Annotated in this window: 15 protein-coding genes; 9 read left to right on the forward strand and 6 right to left on the reverse strand. The window is 71.0% G+C overall.

Annotated elements, in window-relative coordinates:
- Window positions 1-27 precede the first annotated feature (27 nt).
- A complete protein-coding gene (gene glgB, locus P3L51_RS28325; RefSeq protein ID WP_354608155.1) occupies window positions 28-2,688 on the forward strand; it encodes a 1,4-alpha-glucan branching enzyme in 2,661 nt (886 codons plus the stop codon).
- Window positions 2,689-2,808: 120 nt separating this feature from the next.
- On the opposite strand, the gene P3L51_RS28330 is transcribed toward glgB, so the two are convergent.
- The 5 genes from P3L51_RS28330 to P3L51_RS28350 form a co-directional block, all read right to left on the reverse strand.
- Entirely contained in the window at window positions 2,809-2,970 is a 162-nt protein-coding gene (locus P3L51_RS28330; RefSeq protein WP_354608156.1) for a hypothetical protein, read from the reverse strand.
- Window positions 2,971-3,018: 48 nt separating this feature from the next.
- The gene (locus tag P3L51_RS28335; protein ID WP_354608157.1) at window positions 3,019-5,325 is read right to left on the reverse strand and encodes a HelD family protein; all 2,307 of its coding nucleotides are present in this window, start codon (window positions 5,323-5,325) and stop codon (window positions 3,019-3,021) included.
- A 150-nt stretch (window positions 5,326-5,475) separates the two neighbouring features.
- Window positions 5,476-5,808, reverse strand: coding sequence for a thioredoxin (trxA, locus tag P3L51_RS28340; RefSeq protein WP_354608158.1), 333 nt, complete (start codon window positions 5,806-5,808; stop codon window positions 5,476-5,478).
- Complete coding sequence (locus tag P3L51_RS28345) at window positions 5,805-6,230, reverse strand: MerR family transcriptional regulator (RefSeq protein ID WP_354608159.1); 426 nt, start codon at window positions 6,228-6,230, stop codon at window positions 5,805-5,807. Before P3L51_RS28345 ends, trxA begins: the two co-directional genes overlap by 4 nt.
- A 29-nt stretch (window positions 6,231-6,259) precedes the next feature.
- On the reverse strand, window positions 6,260-6,421 hold the full coding sequence (locus tag P3L51_RS28350) for a hypothetical protein (protein WP_354608160.1): 162 nt from the start codon (window positions 6,419-6,421) through the stop codon (window positions 6,260-6,262).
- Window positions 6,422-6,561: 140 nt separating this feature from the next.
- Between P3L51_RS28350 and P3L51_RS28355 the strand changes: the two genes are divergently transcribed.
- Entirely contained in the window at window positions 6,562-6,909 is a 348-nt protein-coding gene (locus P3L51_RS28355; RefSeq protein ID WP_354608161.1) for a DUF6415 family natural product biosynthesis protein, read from the forward strand.
- A gap of 208 nt (window positions 6,910-7,117) precedes the next feature.
- Window positions 7,118-8,542 carry a glycoside hydrolase family 16 protein gene (locus tag P3L51_RS28360; protein WP_354608168.1) on the forward strand — a complete coding sequence of 475 codons (1,425 nt, stop codon included), beginning with the start codon at window positions 7,118-7,120 and terminating at the stop codon, window positions 8,540-8,542.
- Window positions 8,543-8,733: 191 nt separating this feature from the next.
- Here the strand turns inward: P3L51_RS28360 and P3L51_RS28365 are convergent, their stop codons facing one another.
- Window positions 8,734-10,140, reverse strand: coding sequence for a cation:dicarboxylate symporter family transporter (locus P3L51_RS28365; protein ID WP_354608162.1), 1,407 nt, complete (start codon window positions 10,138-10,140; stop codon window positions 8,734-8,736).
- Between the two features lie 136 nt (window positions 10,141-10,276).
- Here P3L51_RS28365 and P3L51_RS28370 point away from each other — a divergent pair, with 136 nt between their 5' ends.
- The 6 genes from P3L51_RS28370 to P3L51_RS28395 form a co-directional block, all read left to right on the forward strand.
- Window positions 10,277-11,992: a sensor histidine kinase gene (locus tag P3L51_RS28370; RefSeq protein WP_354608163.1), complete on the forward strand. Its 1,716-nt coding sequence runs from the start codon at window positions 10,277-10,279 to the stop codon at window positions 11,990-11,992.
- Window positions 11,989-12,693 carry a response regulator gene (locus tag P3L51_RS28375; protein WP_354608164.1) on the forward strand — a complete coding sequence of 235 codons (705 nt, stop codon included), beginning with the start codon at window positions 11,989-11,991 and terminating at the stop codon, window positions 12,691-12,693. Before P3L51_RS28370 ends, P3L51_RS28375 begins: the two co-directional genes overlap by 4 nt.
- Before the next feature lie 175 nt (window positions 12,694-12,868).
- Complete coding sequence (locus P3L51_RS28380; protein WP_354608165.1) at window positions 12,869-13,747, forward strand: LLM class flavin-dependent oxidoreductase; 879 nt, start codon at window positions 12,869-12,871, stop codon at window positions 13,745-13,747.
- 121 nt (window positions 13,748-13,868) lie between these two features.
- Window positions 13,869-15,221: an extracellular solute-binding protein gene (locus tag P3L51_RS28385; RefSeq protein ID WP_354608166.1), complete on the forward strand. Its 1,353-nt coding sequence runs from the start codon at window positions 13,869-13,871 to the stop codon at window positions 15,219-15,221.
- Between the two features lie 133 nt (window positions 15,222-15,354).
- On the forward strand, window positions 15,355-16,197 hold the full coding sequence (locus P3L51_RS28390; RefSeq protein ID WP_354608169.1) for a carbohydrate ABC transporter permease: 843 nt from the start codon (window positions 15,355-15,357) through the stop codon (window positions 16,195-16,197).
- Window positions 16,197-16,815: carbohydrate ABC transporter permease (locus P3L51_RS28395; protein ID WP_354608167.1), on the forward strand; the 619-nt coding region annotated here is incomplete at its 3' end. The genes P3L51_RS28390 and P3L51_RS28395, both read left to right, overlap by 1 nt.

A 16,815-nucleotide genomic window follows, 5' to 3' on the forward strand; every position in this document is an offset into this window, starting at 1 on the left:
CGTCATCCCGCCGAGGAGGCAGCCCCCGTGACCGCCCGCCCGCCGTCCGAGAATCCGTCAGAGCCGCAGCCCCGCCTCCCCGCCAACGGCGTCCCGGCCCCCGCTGGTGAGGCCAGGCCCGCCGGCGCGCGCCGCAAGCGGGACGAGCCCCCGGCGAAGGCGACGCCGGAGGCGGCGGCGCCCCTCGCGAAGGAGGCGAAGCCCGGGAAGTCCGAGAAGGCCGCGAGGAGCGAGAAGGCCGTCACGACCGGCAGGGCGGGCAGGACGGGCAAGTCGGAGAAGGCTCCGAAGCCGCCGAAGTCCGACGCCGCCGCGCCGCGGACGCCCGGGGCGGAGCCGGTCGCCGCGAAGTCCGACGCCCCGGAGTCCGTCGCCGCCAAGCCGGTCGCCGCGAAGCCCGCCGGCGGCACCCCGGAGCCCACCGCCCCCAAGCCCCGCGAGGAGTCCGGCGGCCATGTCGTACGGCCCGCGCCACCGCTCTCGGAGTCCGACCGGCACCGGCTGCTCGGCGGCTCGCACCACGACCCGCACGGCGTGCTCGGTGCCCACCCCGGCAAGGGGGGCGTCGTCTACCGTGCGCTGCGGCCGTACGCGAAGGCCGTGACGGTCGTCGCCAAGGGGCTGCGGGCCCAACTGCACGACGACGGGGACGGTTTCTTCTCCGGCGTCCTGCCGTGGCGCAAGGTCCCCGAGTACTCGCTGCTGGTGCGCTACGGGGCCACGCCCGAGGAGGGCGGAGGCAGCGCCGACGAGGTCGACGAGCTGGAGACGCAGGACCCGTACCGCTTCCTGCCCACGCTCGGCGATCTCGATCTGCATCTCATCGGCGAGGGCAGGCACGAGGAGCTGTGGCAGGCGCTCGGCGCCCGCCCCATGGTGCACCAGGGCGTCACGGGCACCCGCTTCACCGTGTGGGCGCCGAACGCGCGGGGCGTGCGGGTGTCGGGCGACTTCAACTACTGGGACGGCACCGTCTACCCGATGCGCTCGCTCGGCTCGACGGGCGTGTGGGAGCTGTTCGTGCCCGGTGTCGGCGAGGGCGCGCTCTACAAGTTCGACATCACCCGGCCCGACGGGTCGCACACCCTGCGCGCCGACCCGATGGCCCGGCGCACCGAGGTGCCGCCGTCGACCGCGTCGATCGTCACCGAGCCACACCACGTGTGGCACGACGAGGAGTGGATGGCGCACCGCGGCGATCTGCCGGTGCACGAGGCGCCGCTCTCCATCTACGAGGTCCATCTCGCCTCCTGGCGACCGGGCCTGACGTATCGTCAGCTTGCTCTCCAGCTCCCGGCGTACGTCAAGGATCTCGGCTTCACGCATGTCGAGCTGATGCCGGTCGCCGAGCATCCCTTCGGCGGTTCCTGGGGCTACCAGGTCACCGGCTTCTACGCCCCGACCTCCCGCATGGGCACGCCCGACGACTTCCGCTTCCTGGTGGACACGCTGCACCGCGCGGGCATCGGCGTGATCGTGGACTGGGTGCCGGCGCACTTCCCGAAGGACGAGTGGGCGCTGGCCCAGTTCGACGGCAGGCCGCTGTACGAGCACGCCGACCCGCAGCGCGCGGAGCATCCCGACTGGGGCACGCTGGAGTTCGACTTCGGCCGCACCGAGGTGCGCAACTTCCTTGTCGCCAACGCCACTTACTGGTGCGAGGAGTTCCATATCGACGGTCTGCGGGTGGACGCCGTCGCGTCGATGCTCTACCTCGACTACTCGCGTGAGGCCGGTGAGTGGACGCCGAACGAGCACGGCGGCCGGGAGAATCTGGACGCCGTCGCCTTCCTCCAGGAGATGAACGCGACCGTCTACCGCCGCTGTCCCGGTGTCGTCACGATCGCCGAGGAGTCCACGGCCTGGGACGGCGTCACCCGCGCCACGCACCACATCGGGCCCGGCGGCTTCGGCGGTCTCGGCTTCGGTCTGAAGTGGAACATGGGCTGGATGCACGACTCCCTGGACTATGTCTCCAAGGAGCCGGTGCACCGCAAGTACCACCACGGCGAGATGACGTTCTCGATGGTCTACGCGTACAGCGAGAACTACGTCCTGCCGATCTCGCACGACGAAGTCGTCCACGGCAAGCGGTCGTTGGTCTCCAAGATGCCCGGCGACTGGTGGCAGCAGCGCGCCAACCACCGGGCGTATCTCGGCTACATGTGGGCCCATCCCGGCAAGCAACTCCTCTTCATGGGGCAGGAGTTCGCCCAGGGCGCCGAATGGTCGGAGGCCCACGGCCCGGACTGGTGGCTGCTGGACCCGTCGTACGAGGCGGAGGCCGACCACCGCGGCGTACGGGACCTGGTGCGCGACCTGAACACGGTCTACGGCCGGACCCCGGCGCTCTGGCAGCGCGACACCGACCCCGCGGGTTTCTCCTGGGTGGAGGGGGACGCCGGGGAGGACAACGTGTTCGCGTTCCTGCGCCTCGACGCGCAGGGCACGCCGCTGCTCGCCGTCTCCAACTTCTCTCCGGTGGTGCGGCATCAGTACCGCATCGGGGTGCCGGAGGGCATCTCGGGCTGGACGGAGGTCATCAACACCGACGCGGGTCGCTACGGCGGCGGGGACGTGTTCAACCTGGACACCCTCAAGCCGGACGCGACCCCGGCGCACGGCCGCCCGGCAAGCATCCAGCTGACGCTGCCGCCGCTGGCGACGCTGTGGCTGAAGCCGGTGTGACCGGTTCGTCCTCAAGCGCCGGTGCGGTGGGCCTCGTACTCCCGGCCGCCCCGGGCGCGCGGACGGGCGCGGCATCGTGGACGACGACGCCGGGCGGGCCGAGTTCCCCGGCCGCCCGGCTCAGCAACGTGTGCTCAGCCGGGTGCCCGGGGACGTGTCACATCCCGCCCCGTTCTGCGCGGACAGCACCAGCGCGACGACCGTCGCCGCCACGGCGAGCGTCCCCGCCACCGTGGCGGGGACGCCGCGTCCGCGCTTCCCGCGGCTTCTCGTACGGCGCATGTCTCCCCCGTTGTGGACATGACGACCGTGCCCGCCCGGGGGCGGGGTTCACGACCCCGTGGGCCCCTCGGTGGCGCTCTCGTACGCGAGCCGGGGCCGGACGGTGACATTCCGTACGATGCCGAGTCGCTGCGTCGCGCGGGTCAGCGCCACGTACAGGTCGTTGGCGCCGCGCGGTGAGCCGTCCAGGACGGCCTCCGGATCGACGACGATCACCGTGTCGAACTCCAGGCCCTTCGCCTGCCGGGGGTCGAGCAGGACGACCGGCCGGGTGAGATCGGGGGCGACTCCCCAGGAGGCGTCGGGGAGTTCGGCGGCGAGCGCGGGCAGCAGCGCGGCGGGGGCGATCACCGCGAGCCGTCCGTCGGCGCCGTGCTCCGCCGCGTGCGAGGCCGCGTGTGCGAGGGCGCTCGCGGCCGCCGTACGGACGAGGTCGTCCGGCTTCACCTCCCGTACCCACGGCCCGACTCCCGTCGAGCGGACCGAACTCGGCGGCTCGAACGCCGGGTCCTCCAGCCGCCTGACCTCGGCGGCCACGGCCATGATCTCGGCGGGCGTACGGTAGTTGACGCCGAGCCGTACATGCTCCCAGCGGTCGCCGACGTACGGCCGCAGGATCTGCCGCCACGAGTCGCAGCCGGCCACGTCCCCGGTCTGCGCCGGGTCGCCGACCAGCGTCATGGAGCGGGCCGGGCAGCGGCGCATCAACAACCGCCAGGCCATCGCGGACAGTTCCTGCGCCTCGTCCACCACGATGTGGCCGAACGCCCAGGTGCGGTCGGCGGCGGCGCGCTCGGCGGCGCTGCGGGTGTCGGCCTCCTCCTGCCGTTCGGCGAGGCGTTCGGCGTCGATGAGGTCGTGCGCGAGCAGGACCTCCGACTCCTCCTCTTCCTTGTCCTCGAACTCGTAGGTGCGGGAGCCGTAACTCAGCTCCAGCACCCCCTGCGCGTACTCGATCCGCTCGCGCCGCTCGGCCTCGGCGGCGGCCCGCGCGGCGGCGTCGTCCTCGCCCAGCAGCTCCGCGGCCTCGTCGAGGAGAGGGACGTCGGCGGCGGTCCAGTGGTCGGCGTCGCTGATCCGACGACGGATCAACTCGCCGTCTCCGTCGGGGAGATGGCCGGGCTCGGCCAGGTAGTCGGCGATGAGGTCCTGGGGGGTGAGGGTGGGCCACAGCTCGTCGATCGCGGACTGCACCGCCGGGCTGGTGGCGATCGCCTTGCCGAGCTGAGCGACATCGGTGGCGTCGAGGAGGTTCGGGCCGCCGTACGGGTCGGCGCCGAGCCGCTCGGTGAGCTGCTCGGTGAGGGAGTCGATGACGGAGAACGCGAAGTGCGGCCGGGCGAGATTGTGCGGGAGGCCGACGTCGCGGGCGCGGGCGCGCGCGTCCTCCGCCATCGCCCGGTCCAGGTAGAGCGTTCCGTCGTCGTGCTCGATCTCGATGTGCGGATCGGGCACCTGCTGGCGGTCGCGCAGCGCGGCGGCCAGCACGCCCGCCATCTCGGCGCGCCCCTTGACGGCTGCGGCGGCCGGGGTGTCGGTCGCGGTCGCCCGTACGCCGGGGAAGAGTTCGCCGACCGTCGCCAGGAGCACGCCGGTCTCGCCGAGGGAGGGCAGCACCTCGCCGATGTATCCGAGGAAGGCCGGGTTGGGACCGACGATCAGCACGGCCCGCCTGGCCAGCTGCTCGCGGTGCGCGTACAGAAGATACGCGGCCCGGTGCAGCGCGACGGCGGTCTTCCCGGTGCCGGGCCCGCCTTCCACGACGAGCACGCCGCGGTGCGGCGCGCGGATGATGCGGTCCTGCTCGGCCTGGATGGTCCGCACGATGTCGGTCATCCGGCCGGTGCGGGCCGAGTCGAGCGCGGCGAGCAGTACGGCGTCGCCGTCCGGGTCCTCGTACCCGGTGCGGGTGGTGTCGGAGAGATCCATGATCTCGTCGTGGAGCGCGGTGACGCGCCGGCCCTCGGTGGTGATGTGGCGGCGGCGGCGCAGACCCATCGTGGAATAGCCGGTGGCGAGATAGAAAGGACGGGCCACGGGAGCGCGCCAGTCGATGAGCAGCGGGGTGCGTTCCGCGTCGTCCTGCCGCATTCCGATTCGGCCGATGTGATGGGTGACGCCGTCGGTGAGATCGATACGGCCGAAACAGAGCCCGGTCTCCACGGCATTCAGCGTGGTGACGGTGCCGGAGTGCTCGGCGACCCGGATGTCCCGCTCCACCATGGCCTGCCGACCGGTGCTGACCTGCCCGATCGACGTGCGCACGGCGGCTTCGGCCTGCTCCCTGAGCGCATCGAGACGCTCATGGAGGAGCGAGACGAATTGCTGTTCGTCCTGCAATTCCGCGGTTGACAATTCAGCCCCTGTCCGATACGCTTTGCCTTGTGAGTTGATTTCGACTTTCGAAAAGTAGGAAAGTCGAAACACCCAATATACGCAGAGCAATACCCCGGCCGTCAATTCGGTGCCGGGGTATTTTTGTGCGCGGGGCCGTTCCGGTCGGCGTCAGATGACGTCTTCGAGCTCCTGGAGCAGCCGGCGCTTGGGCCGGGCGCCGACCATCGACTTCACCGGCTCGCCGGCGCGGAACACCAGCAGGGTCGGCATCGCGAGGACGCCGTACCGGTTCATCGTCTCCGGATTCGTGTCCACGTCCAGCTGTACGACCTTCAGCCGCGCCGCCTCCTCGGCAGCCACGGCGCTGAGCACCGGCGCGAGCTGGCGGCACGGCGGGCACCAGTCCGCGGTGAACTCCACCAGCACCGGAAGTTCGGCCTTCAGTACCTCGTCCTCGAAGCTCGCGTCCGTCACCGCGGCGACGCCCTCTGCCTGGATCATGCGCCTTCTCCCTCTCGGAGCGGGTGGATGGTCAGCTCGCACAACGGCTCGGGCTCGGCGGCCTTGACCTGGGCAGCTTCGGCCTGCGCGAGGTGTTCGCCGACCTGGGCGCGGATCGAGCCGAGCCGGCCGATCAGCTCGTCCAGCTCGGCGAGCTTGCCGCGGTACACGTCGAGCGAGGCGGGGCAGGAGTCCCCGGCCGGATGCCCGGCACGCAGACACTCCACGAACGGGCGTGTCTGCTCCAGATCGAACCCGAAGTGCTGGAGGGTCCGGATCTGCTGGATCAGCCGCAGATCGTCGTCGTCGTAGGTGCGGTAGCCGTTCCCCGCACGCCGGGCGGGCAGCAGCCCGCGGGACTCGTAGTAACGCAGAGTGCGGGTACTGGTCCCCGCCCGCTCCGCCAGCTCGCCGATGCGCATGTCCCCGACGGTAATCCTTGACGTCGGCGTCAAGGCAACGGCCGAGGTGCCTCCGCCGTCGCGAGGGCGTGCCGGATCGCGGCCGGCGCGTCCTCGTCGGTGGCGCCGAGCAGCCGCGCGGCACCCGCGAGGTCGCGGGCGTGCTCGGCGGGGGTGGCCCTGGTGCCGTCGCCCGCGGCGCCCGTGGCCACGCGCGTACCGGACCCCCGCCTGCTGTGCACGAGCCCCGCCGACACCGGCCCCGCGCTGCCCGCGGTTCACACTCGCGGCGGGGGAACATGAGTGAGGATGGCCCTCGGAGCCGTACAACTCCCCACAGGCGGGAGGCCCGATGAGCGAGTCCGGTGATGTGGCGCCGCCCGTCGATCTGGTGACGATCTCCCGTACCGTCGAGCACGCCCTCGCCCGCGGGCTCGCCCTCCCCGAGCGGTCCTGGGTGGACGCGACGACGCGTCAACTCCAGGGCCAGTTGAGCCTGTTGCTGCTGGAGGATCTCGGCGACACGGACAGCGCGCCCGTCCGGGAGCTGCACCGGACCGCGTACCGGCTGCTCGACCGGCGCGGCCGGCCGGACGCCGGGACCCCGCCGCCGCACGCGTACGAATACATGCGGACGCTCGCCACGGTCACGCGGGCCGTCGCCGCCCTCTACGCCCGCGGTCGCTCCGGCGAGCGGTAGGCCGGCGGCCCGCGAAGGCTTCAGGAATTCAACGCGTTCAGGTCATTGACGGGTCCTCGGGGTTCATCTAAACAACAGATGAGAGCGCTCTCAACCTCTCGCAGACACATCTCGGCACCATCCACGACGGAGGTGTTCCTTGAGAACGAGCCGCACCGGAAACAGACCCCGCACCCCCCGCACCCCCCTGATCGCCGCCTTCCTCGCGATGTCCGTCGCCGTCGCCGGATTCGTCGGGCTGACGAGCGCCGGCACCGCCCGGGGCGACGTACCGCCCGCGCCCGGCTGGAACCTCCAGTGGAGCGACGACTTCAACGGCGGGAACGGCGCCCCGCCGTCCGCCGCCAACTGGCAGGTGGACACCGGGCACGGCTACCCCGGCGGTCCGGGCAACTGGGGCACCGGCGAGATCCAGAACTACACCGCCGACGCCCAGAACCTGAGCCTCGACGGCAGCGGGAACCTGAAGATCACCCCGCTCAGGGACGGGGCGGGCAACTGGACGTCCGCGCGCGTCGAGACGAAGCGCGCCGACTTCAAGGCTCCGGCCGGCGGCACCCTGCGCATCGAGGGCCGGATTCAGATGCCGAACGTGACCGGCGCCGCCGCGGCCGGCTACTGGCCCGCCTTCTGGGCCCTCGGCGCGCCCTACCGCGGCAACTACTGGAACTGGCCCGCCATCGGCGAGTTCGACATCATGGAGAACGTCAACGGGATCAACTCCGTCTGGGCCGTGCTGCACTGCGGCGTGAACCCGGGCGGCCCCTGCAACGAGACCACCGGCATCGCGGCCAACCGCGCCTGTCCCGGGTCGAGTTGCCAGTCGGCCTTCCACACGTACCGCTTCGAGTGGGACCGTTCCAGCTCGCCCAACGCGCTGCGCTGGTACGTGGACGACCAGCTCTACCACACCGTCACGCAGGCCCAGTTGGACGCGACGACCTGGGCCAACATGACGCAGCACGCGGGGTACTTCATCCTGCTCAACGTCGCGATCGGCGGCGCGTTCCCCGACGCGCTCGGCGGTCCGACACCGACGCCGGCCACCGTGCCGGGGCGGCCGATGCTCGTCGACTACGTCGGTGTCTGGACCCGCGGCGGCTCCGGCCCGACGGATCCGCCGACCGACCCGCCCACCGATCCACCGACCGATCCGCCTTCCGGCTCCTCGCAGTTGTACGCCCGCACCGGCGGCGGCCTCGGTGACGCCACCGGGTCGGGAGCGAACGCCACGCTCACATCGGCGGGCGGCGGCAACCGCGACGGGGAGCCCTACAACCCGCAGGTCTTCACCTCCGGCGGGATCACCCGCGCCTACAACGGCGGGGCCACACAGTTCGACCTCTTCGTCGACGCGGGTACGACGGTGGCCAACGGCCAGCAGGTGCGGGTGAGTTACGACCGTACGGGCGACGGCAGCTGGGACCGTACGGAGACGTACCACTACTTCGCGACGGACCCGGCACCCGGTTTCGAGCACTACACGCAGGCCAAGGGGCTGAAGGCGTCGACCGGTTCGCACGGCGACCTGGTCAACGGCAAGGTGCGGATCGAGGTCTGGAACGCCATCGGCAACGGTGCCAGCACGCTCGGCATCGGCAACCAGTCGGTGGTCCGGATCCCGTACGGCTGAGCGTCCCGTTGAGCCGCACGGACAAGTGACCGGCCCGTACGGACGTCTCCGTACGGGCCGGTCATTCGTAGGGCCGGGGGAAGGGGGATCAACCCCCGGCCTGGGTCAAGCGGTCAAACGGTCAAGCGGTCGAACCGTGGAGCAGTCGAGCGGTCAAACGGTCGAACCGTCGAACCGTCGAACGGCTCGCGTCAGACCTTCGCCGGCGTCCCGTCCGCGTCGCGCGCCTCCGGTACGGCCGAGGAACCGTCCGACGGTCCGTCGGAGTCCTTCGTGAGGCTGGGCCCCTCGCCGTCGCCGCCGGCCGACGCGTGGTCGTCGACCAGCATCTTCTCGTCGAACGGAAGCCGCCCGGCCAGCACCTCGTCCACCCGGGCCCGGTCGATCTCCTTCGTCCACGTACCGACGAGGACCGTCGCGACCGCGTTGCCCGCGAAGTTCGTCAGGGCGCGCGCCTCGCTCATGAAGCGGTCGATGCCGACGATCAGGCCGACGCCGTCGACCAGTTCGGGCCGGTGCGACTGAAGGCCGCCCGCCAGGGTCGCCAGGCCGGCGCCGGTGACGCCCGCCGCACCCTTCGACGCGATGATCATGAAGATGAGGAGCCCGATCTGCTCACCGATGGCGAGCGGGTCGCCCATCGCCTCGGCGATGAAGAGCGACGCCATCGTGAGGTAGATCGCGGTGCCGTCGAGGTTGAAGGAGTAACCGGTCGGCACGGTGATGCCGACGACGGGCTTGCTGACACCCAGGTGCTCCATCTTCGCGATCAGACGCGGCAGGGCCGACTCCGACGACGAGGTGGACAGGATCAGCAGGAACTCGCGCGCCAGGTACTTCAGCAGCGAGAAGATGTTGATGCCGGTGATGACCTTGAGCAGCGCGCCGAGGATGACGAAGACGAACAGCGCGCAGGTGATGTAGAAGCCGATCATGATGACCGCCAGCGACTTCAGCGCGTCCATGCCGGTCTCGCCGACCACCGCCGCGATCGCGCCGAAGGCGCCGACCGGGGCCGCCCACATGATCATCGCGAGGATGCGGAAGACCAGGCGCTGGATGTGTCCGATGCCGCGCAGGATCGGCTCGCCGGTGGAGCCCATCGCCTGGAGCGCGAAGCCGGCCAGCAGCGCGACGAGCAGCGTCTGGAGCACCTCGCCCTCGGTGAAGGCGGAGACGAGCGTGGTCGGGATGATGCCGACCAGGAACTCGGCGGTGGTCTCGGCGTCGCCGGCCACCTGAGCGGCCCCGGCGTCCGCCGTGGCCTCGGTGATGTGCAGGCCGGCGCCCGGCTCCAGGATGTTGCCGACGACGAGGCCGATGGCCAGCGCCACGGTCGACATGACCATGAAGTAGCCCAGGGCCAGACCGCCGACGGCGCCGACCTTGGCGGCCTTGCGGACGGATCCGACGCCGAGCACGATGGTGCAGAAGATGATCGGGGAGATCATCATCTTGATGAGGTTGACGAAGCCGGTCCCGATGGGCTTCAGCTCGACGGCCACCCCCGGGGCAGCGAATCCGACCGTGATTCCGAGAATCACTGCGGCGATCACGGCCAGATACAGATAATGGGTACGGTCCCGAGTAGCGGCCACGGGTCCTCCTTGACTCGTTTGTCCCTACGCGACCCTCCCGTCCCGAGGGGGTCCCGGCGACTATGGCTCAGCCTGTGACGCGGGTCACCCTTACGTGCATTTCGTTCATACGATTTCGGCCAGGCAGACTTATGTCATGCAGCTACCCCGTCCCCGCAGCCTCGCGGGCCAGCTCTTCGCGATGCAGGTCGTGCTGGTCGCGGCTGTCGTGGCCGGATGCGCGCTGTTCGCGTACTTCACCGGCCGGGCGCAGGCCGAGGAGACCGCGGAGCGCCAGGTGACGGCCACGGCGCGCGCGATGGCCGACTCCCCCTCCGTACGGGAGGCCATCAGGTCCGACGACCCGTCCGCCACGCTCCAGCCCTACGCGGAGCACGTACGGGTCGACACCGGCGTGGACTTCGTGACGATCATGAAGCCGGACGGGACGCGCTGGACGCACCCGGACCCCCAGCTGATCGGGCTGCCCTTCATCGGTACGACGCGGCCCGCGCTGCTCGGCAAGACCTTCACGGAGACCTACACGGGCACGCTCGGCCCCTCCACACGGGTGGTGACCCCCATCAAGGACGACGGGCGGATCACCGGGCTGATCAGCGTCGGCATCACCGTGGACCGGATCTCCAGCCAGTTGGAGAAGCAGGTGCGGGTCCTGGCGCTGGCGGCCGGGGGCGCCCTCGCGCTGGGCGGTGTGGGCACCTATGTCATCAACGCGCGGCTGCGCCGGCACACCCACGGGATGAACGCGGGCGAGCTGAGCCGGATGCACGACTACCACGAGGCCGCGCTGCACGCCGTGCGCGAGGGACTGCTGATGCTGGACTGGCGGCGCAGGATCGCGCTGATCAACGACGGCGGGCAGGAACTCCTCGGTCTGGACGACAGCGCCGTGGGCCGGAACATCGACGAGCTCGGGCTGCCCGCCCCGCTCGTCGGCGCGCTTCTCGCCTCCGAGCCGCGCGTGGACGAGGTCCATATGACGGCCGACCGGATCGTGGTCGTCAGCACCCGCCCGGTGATCGGCGGTGAGCGGCGCGGTACGGTCGCGACGCTCCGGGACCACACCGAACTCCAAGCACTGTCGGGCGAGTTGGACTCGGAGCGCGGCTTCACACAGGCCCTTCGCTCGCAGGCGCACGAGGCGGCGAACCGGCTGCACACGGTCGTGTCGCTGATCGAGATGGGCCGGGTCGACGAGGCGGTGGAGTTCGCCACGGCGGAGCTGGAACTGGCGCAGGCGCTCACGGACCGGGTCGTCGGCGCGGTGGCCGAGCCGGTGCTGGCGGCGCTGCTGCTGGGGAAGGCGGCGCAGGCGAACGAGCGGGGCGTGGAGCTGGTGCTGGCGGAGGACAGCCGCATAGACGACGGGGTGCTGCCGTCGTCGCTCGCCGCGCGCGATCTGGTCACCGTGCTGGGGAATCTGATCGACAACGCGATGGACGCCGCCCAGGGCACGGACGGCGCGCGGGTCACGGTCACCGCGCTGGTCGAGGACCGCGAGCTGCTGCTGCGCGTACGGGACACGGGGCCGGGCGTCGCGCCCGGTGACATCGAGGAGGTGTTCCGGCGCGGCTGGTCGACCAGGGGCGCGGGACGCGGGCTCGGGCTGGCACTCGTACGCCAGGCGGTGCACCGGGCGCACGGCACGGTGGAGCTGACACCGGGGCGGGCCGGCGGGGCGGAGTTCACCGTACGGCTGCCGCTGGGCCCGCGCGACGGGGCGCTCGTGGGTGGGGCCCTCGCGGGCGGGGAGTCCGCGGGCGGCGACAGCGGCGCGGGGAAAGCGACGGACCGGGCGGCGCAGCCGATGGCCGGTGCCACGACCGACGGTGGGGAGCGCGGCAGATCATGACCGGAACCACGGACAGGGGACCCCGCCCCATTCGCGTGCTCGTCGTCGAGGACGACCCCGTCGCCGCCGACGCCCATCAGCTGTACGTGGGCCGCGTGCCGGGCTTCGAGGTGGCCGGGGTCGCCCACTCGCGGGTGGAGGCCGGCCGCGTCCTGGAGCGTACGGACATCGACCTGATCCTCCTCGACCTGTATCTGCCGGACGGGCACGGGCTCCATCTGCTGCGCAGTCTGCGGGCCGCCGGTCACCACGCGGACGTCATCGCCGTCACGTCGGCGCGCGATCTCACCGTCGTACGCGAAGGGGTGTCGCTGGGGGTGGTGCAGTACGTACTGAAGCCGTTCGCCTTCGCCACGCTGCGCGACAGGCTGAGCCGTTACGCCGAGTTCCGTGCCGCCGCCGGTGAGGCCAGCGGGCAGGACGAGGTGGACCGGGCGCTCGGCGCACTGCGGGCGCCGCAGCCCGCGTCGCTGCCGAAGGGGCTCAGCGGGCCGACGCTGGAGTCGGTGACGCGTGCGCTGCGCGACGCGCGGGAGGGGCTGACCGCCACGGAGGCGGCGGCCGGGCTCGGTATCTCCCGGATCACCGCGCGCCGCTATCTGGAGCATCTGGTCGGCTGCGGGCAGGCGGGCCGCAGTCCCCAGTACGGCCAGGTCGGGCGCCCGGAGTTGCAGTACCGGTGGATCGTCTCCACCCGGTAGCAAGGAGCCCCGGTGGCACGGAGCCCCGGCGGCGTGGAGTCGGCGGCGTGGAGTCGGCGGCGTGGAGTCGGCGGCGTGCGGCCCCGGTGGCACGCAGCCCCGGCGGCGTGGAGTCGCTCGCGGCTGCCGGTCAATCCGGTGGTCACGGCCGCGCCCCGCCGTGAAGAATGCCCGTATGACTGTTCTCGGCGCCGTGTTCCGCCCCCAACTGCCCCCCGAACGGCTCCGCGACATCGCCCGCACCGCGGACGACGCCGGCCTGGACGAGCTGTGGCTCTGGGAGGACTGCTTCCTGGAGAGCGGTATCGCCAGTGCCTCCGCCGCCCTGGCCTGGACGGAGCGGCTGCGCGTCGGCGTGGGTCTGCTCCCCGTACCCCTGCGCAACGTCGCGCTGACGGCGATGGAGGCCGCCACCCTGCACCGGCTGTTCCCGGGGCGGCCGATCCTCGGGATCGGGCACGGCGTCCAGGACTGGATGGCGCAGACCGGTACGCGCGTCGAGTCGCCCGTGACGCTGCTGCGCGAGCACCTGGTGGCGCTGCGCGCGCTGCTGGCGGGCGAGCGGGTGACCACGGACGGGCGTTACGTGAAGCTGGACGCCGTCGCCCTCGAATGGCCGCCGTCCACCGTCCCCGCGCCGCCCGCCGTGTTCGCCGGGGCCACCGGACCGCGCACGATGCGGCTGACGGGCGAGGCCGCCGACGGCACGATCCTGACCGGCGGCACGTCGCCCGACGAGGTACGCCGCTCGCGCCAACTCATCGCGGAGGGGCGGGAGTCGGCCGGACGCACCGGCCATCACCCGGTGGTCGTCTACCTGCACACGGCGACCGGTCCTGGCGGCGCCGAGCGGCTGCGGGCCGAACTGGACGCGACCGGCCTGCCGCACGGCGTCGCGGGCCCGGCCGCCGCCGTCGCGGAGGCCGTGCGGGCGCTGGTGGAGGCCGGGGCGGACACCGTGGTCCTCCAGCCGACGCCCGACGAACCGGACCCGGAGGGCTTCGTACGTTTCACGGCCGCCGAGGTCGGCCCGCTCGTGCCCAGGACGGGGTGAGCGGCGCACCGGGCGGCACACGGAGCGGTGCACCGGGCGGTGCACGGGGATTGACCTTGAGATTGACCCGGTCCTACGGTCGCCGGGCAGCCCTTCGCGGCTGAAAGAGGAGGTCGTGCCCGTGCGCCCCACCGCCCCACTCATCCTCGTCACGGTCCTGACCGCCGGTGCGCTCACCGCGTGCGGCGGCGGGTCCGGCAGTGATCCGGACACCATCAAGGTGGCCTACAACAGATCGACGGACAACAAGATCCGCTTCAAGGACACCTATCTGGAGTCCGTGAAGAAGCAGTTCGAGAAGGCCAATCCGGGCAAGAAGGTCGAACTGATCCCGATTCAGGCCCCGGACAACGACTACGCCACCAAGGCGCAGCAGATGATGCGCTCCCCGAAGACCGCGCCCGACGTGGTCTACGAGGACACCTTCCGCATCAACTCCGACATCAAGGCCGGCTATCTGCGCCCGCTGGACGAGTATCTGAACAAGTGGGACGCCTGGGACCAGTTCGTCGACACGGCGAAGTCGGCCGCGAAGGCGGAGGACGGCAAGACGTACGGCGTCCCGGACGGCACCGACACCCGCGGCCTCTGGTTCAACAAGAAGATCTTCGCCGACGCGGGGCTGCCCGCCGACTGGCGGCCCGAGAACTGGGCGGAGGTCCTGGACGCGGCGCGCACGGTCAAGCGCGAGGTCCCGGACGCGATCCCGCTCAACGTCTACACCGGCAAGGCACCCGGCGAGGCCGCCGTGATGCAGGGCTTCGAGATGCTGCTGTACGGCACGGGCGCGGACCCGCTCTACGACCCGGCGTCGAAGAAGTGGGTGGCGGGCAACGAGGGCTTCACGGACGCGCTCGACTTCGTACGGACCGTGTACTCCGAGAAGTTGGGGCCCGACGTCTCCGACGCGCTCGACCCCAACATCGGTACGCGCGTCGCGACCGAGTTCTTCCCCGAGGGCAAACTGGCGATCTCCCTCGACGGGTCCTGGATGGGACAGAACTGGATCAACAAGGGCCCCAAGGAGTGGCCCGAGTGGTCCACCGAGCTGGCCCAGACGCCGATGCCGACGCAGAACGGGCAGGCGCCCGGCAGTGTGTCGATGTCCGGCGGGTGGGCGTGGTCGATCCCGCAGAAGTCCAAGAACCCGGAGCTGGCCTTCGAGTTCATCAAGACGCAGCAGACGAAGGAGAACGCCGTCGAGTGGGATGTCGTCGGCGCGCAGATCGCCGTCCGCAAGGATGTGGCGGCCGATCCGAGGTATCTGAAGTCGATGCCCGGTATCGACTTCTTCACCAAGCTCGTCGAGGTGACCAACTACCGTCCCGCGCTGCCCGTTTACCCGCAGGTCTCGTCCGCCATCGGCGAGGCGATGGAGTCGGTGACGACGGGTGACTCGTCCGCGGCGGAAGCGGCGAAGGCGTACGACGAGCAGTTGAAGACCATCGCCGAGGGCGCGGTGGTCGAGAAGTGAGCACCACGGCGCACGCGCCCCCGGCGGAACCTGCCCCGGCGGCGGTGACGGCGGCGGCGCCGTGAGCGCGGTGCCGGCCGGAGGTCGCGAGGGCAAGGGCTCCGACGGCCGTAACGGACGCAAGGCGCGCCCGTTGCGCTGGCTGCCGCTGGCCCCCGCGACCGTGCTGCTGCTCCTGTTCCTCGCGGGGCCGATCGGCTACTGCGTCTGGATCGCCTTCACCAACACGCAGTTGACCGGCTCGTCCACCTCGGACTTCGTCGGCCTGGACAACTTCCGGCGGGCCTTCTCGGACGACAACTTCCGTAACGCGGTCTGGCTGACGCTCGTCTTCACGTTCGTGTCGTCGATCGTCGGCCAGAACACCATCGGGCTGGCGCTGGCCGGCCTGATGCGGGCCGCGTCCCGGCCCGTGCGCACCGTCACGGGCGCCGTCGTGATCGCGGCGTGGGTGCTGCCGGAGATCGTGGCGGCTTTCCTGCTGTACGCGTTCTTCCGCCGCGAGGGGACGCTGAACGCCATCCTGGACTGGCTCCATCTGCCGTCCCAGAACTGGCTGTTCACCCTGCCGATCCTGGCGGTGTCGTTCGCCAACGTGTGGCGGGGGACGGCGTTCTCCATGCTGATCTACTCCGCCGCGCTGTCCGAGATCCCTAAGGAGATCACGGAGGCGGCGGAGGTCGACGGGGCGAACGGGGTACGGCGGCTGTGGTACATCACGCTGCCGATGATCCGGCGGTCCATCGGCACCAATCTGATGCTCAACACGCTCTCCACCCTCTCCGTCTTCGGACTGATCTGGGCGATGACGCGCGGCGGGCCGGGCAACCGGAGCCAGACCCTGCCGGTGTTCATGTACGACCAGGCGTTCCTCAAGAGCCTGATCGGTTACGGCACGGCGGTCGCGCTGCTGCTGCTTCTCGTGGGCGCGCTGTTCTCGATCATCTATGTGCGCCTGCTCAAGGTGGAGGTGTGATGAAGCGCGCCACTCGCGTCCGGCTCGCCTCGGACGCCGCGCTGGTCGTGGTGGCCGCGGCCTTCCTGCTCCCGCTGCTGTGGCTGGTGCTGTCCTCGGTCGACGCCGAGGCGGACCTGCGGGTACGGCTGCCGTCGTCGCCGACCACGGAGAACTTCGGCGCGGTCCTCACCGACGAGATCACGTTCACGCCGATGCTCAACAGCCTGTTGCTGTGCGGCAGTGCGACGCTCCTGACGGTGACGTGCGCGGCGCTGGCGGCGTACCCGCTGTCCCGCTACCGCTCGCGGTTCAGCCGCCCGTATCTGCTGACCATCCTGTTCACGACGTGTCTGCCGATCACCGCGATCATGGTCCCGGTGTACGGACTGTTCGTCCAGGTCAACCTGGTCGACACGATGTACGGCACGGCGCTCTTTCTCGCGACGTCCCAACTGCCCTTCTCCATCTGGCTGATGAAGAACTTCATGGACGGGGTGCCGACCGTCCTGGAGGAGGCGGCGTGGACGGACGGGGCCTCGATGATCCAGACGCTGACCCGGATCGTGCTGCCGCTGATGGGGCCCGGCATGACGGTCGTGATGATCTACACGTTCATCCAGCTCTGGGGGAACTTCT

The organism is Streptomyces panacea (genome assembly GCF_040560175.1).
Taxonomy (GTDB): domain Bacteria; phylum Actinomycetota; class Actinomycetes; order Streptomycetales; family Streptomycetaceae; genus Streptomyces; species Streptomyces panacea.

What these genes read in the sequence shown, in the direction of transcription:
- P3L51_RS28380 (WP_354608165.1), top strand. Translation starts at nt 12,869, where the DNA reads ATGACTGTTCTCGGCGCCGTGTTCCGCCCCCAACTGCCCCCCGAACGG.
- P3L51_RS28360 (WP_354608168.1), top strand. Translation starts at nt 7,118, where the DNA reads ATGTCCGTCGCCGTCGCCGGATTCGTCGGGCTGACGAGCGCCGGCACC.
- P3L51_RS28375 (WP_354608164.1), top strand. Translation starts at nt 11,989, where the DNA reads ATGACCGGAACCACGGACAGGGGACCCCGCCCCATTCGCGTGCTCGTC.
- P3L51_RS28345 (WP_354608159.1), bottom strand. Translation starts at nt 6,230, where the DNA reads ATGCGCATCGGCGAGCTGGCGGAGCGGGCGGGGACCAGTACCCGCACT.
- P3L51_RS28370 (WP_354608163.1), top strand. Translation starts at nt 10,277, where the DNA reads ATGCAGCTACCCCGTCCCCGCAGCCTCGCGGGCCAGCTCTTCGCGATG.
- P3L51_RS28330 (WP_354608156.1), bottom strand. Translation starts at nt 2,970, where the DNA reads ATGCGCCGTACGAGAAGCCGCGGGAAGCGCGGACGCGGCGTCCCCGCC.
- P3L51_RS28355 (WP_354608161.1), top strand. Translation starts at nt 6,562, where the DNA reads ATGAGCGAGTCCGGTGATGTGGCGCCGCCCGTCGATCTGGTGACGATC.
- trxA (WP_354608158.1), bottom strand. Translation starts at nt 5,808, where the DNA reads ATGATCCAGGCAGAGGGCGTCGCCGCGGTGACGGACGCGAGCTTCGAG.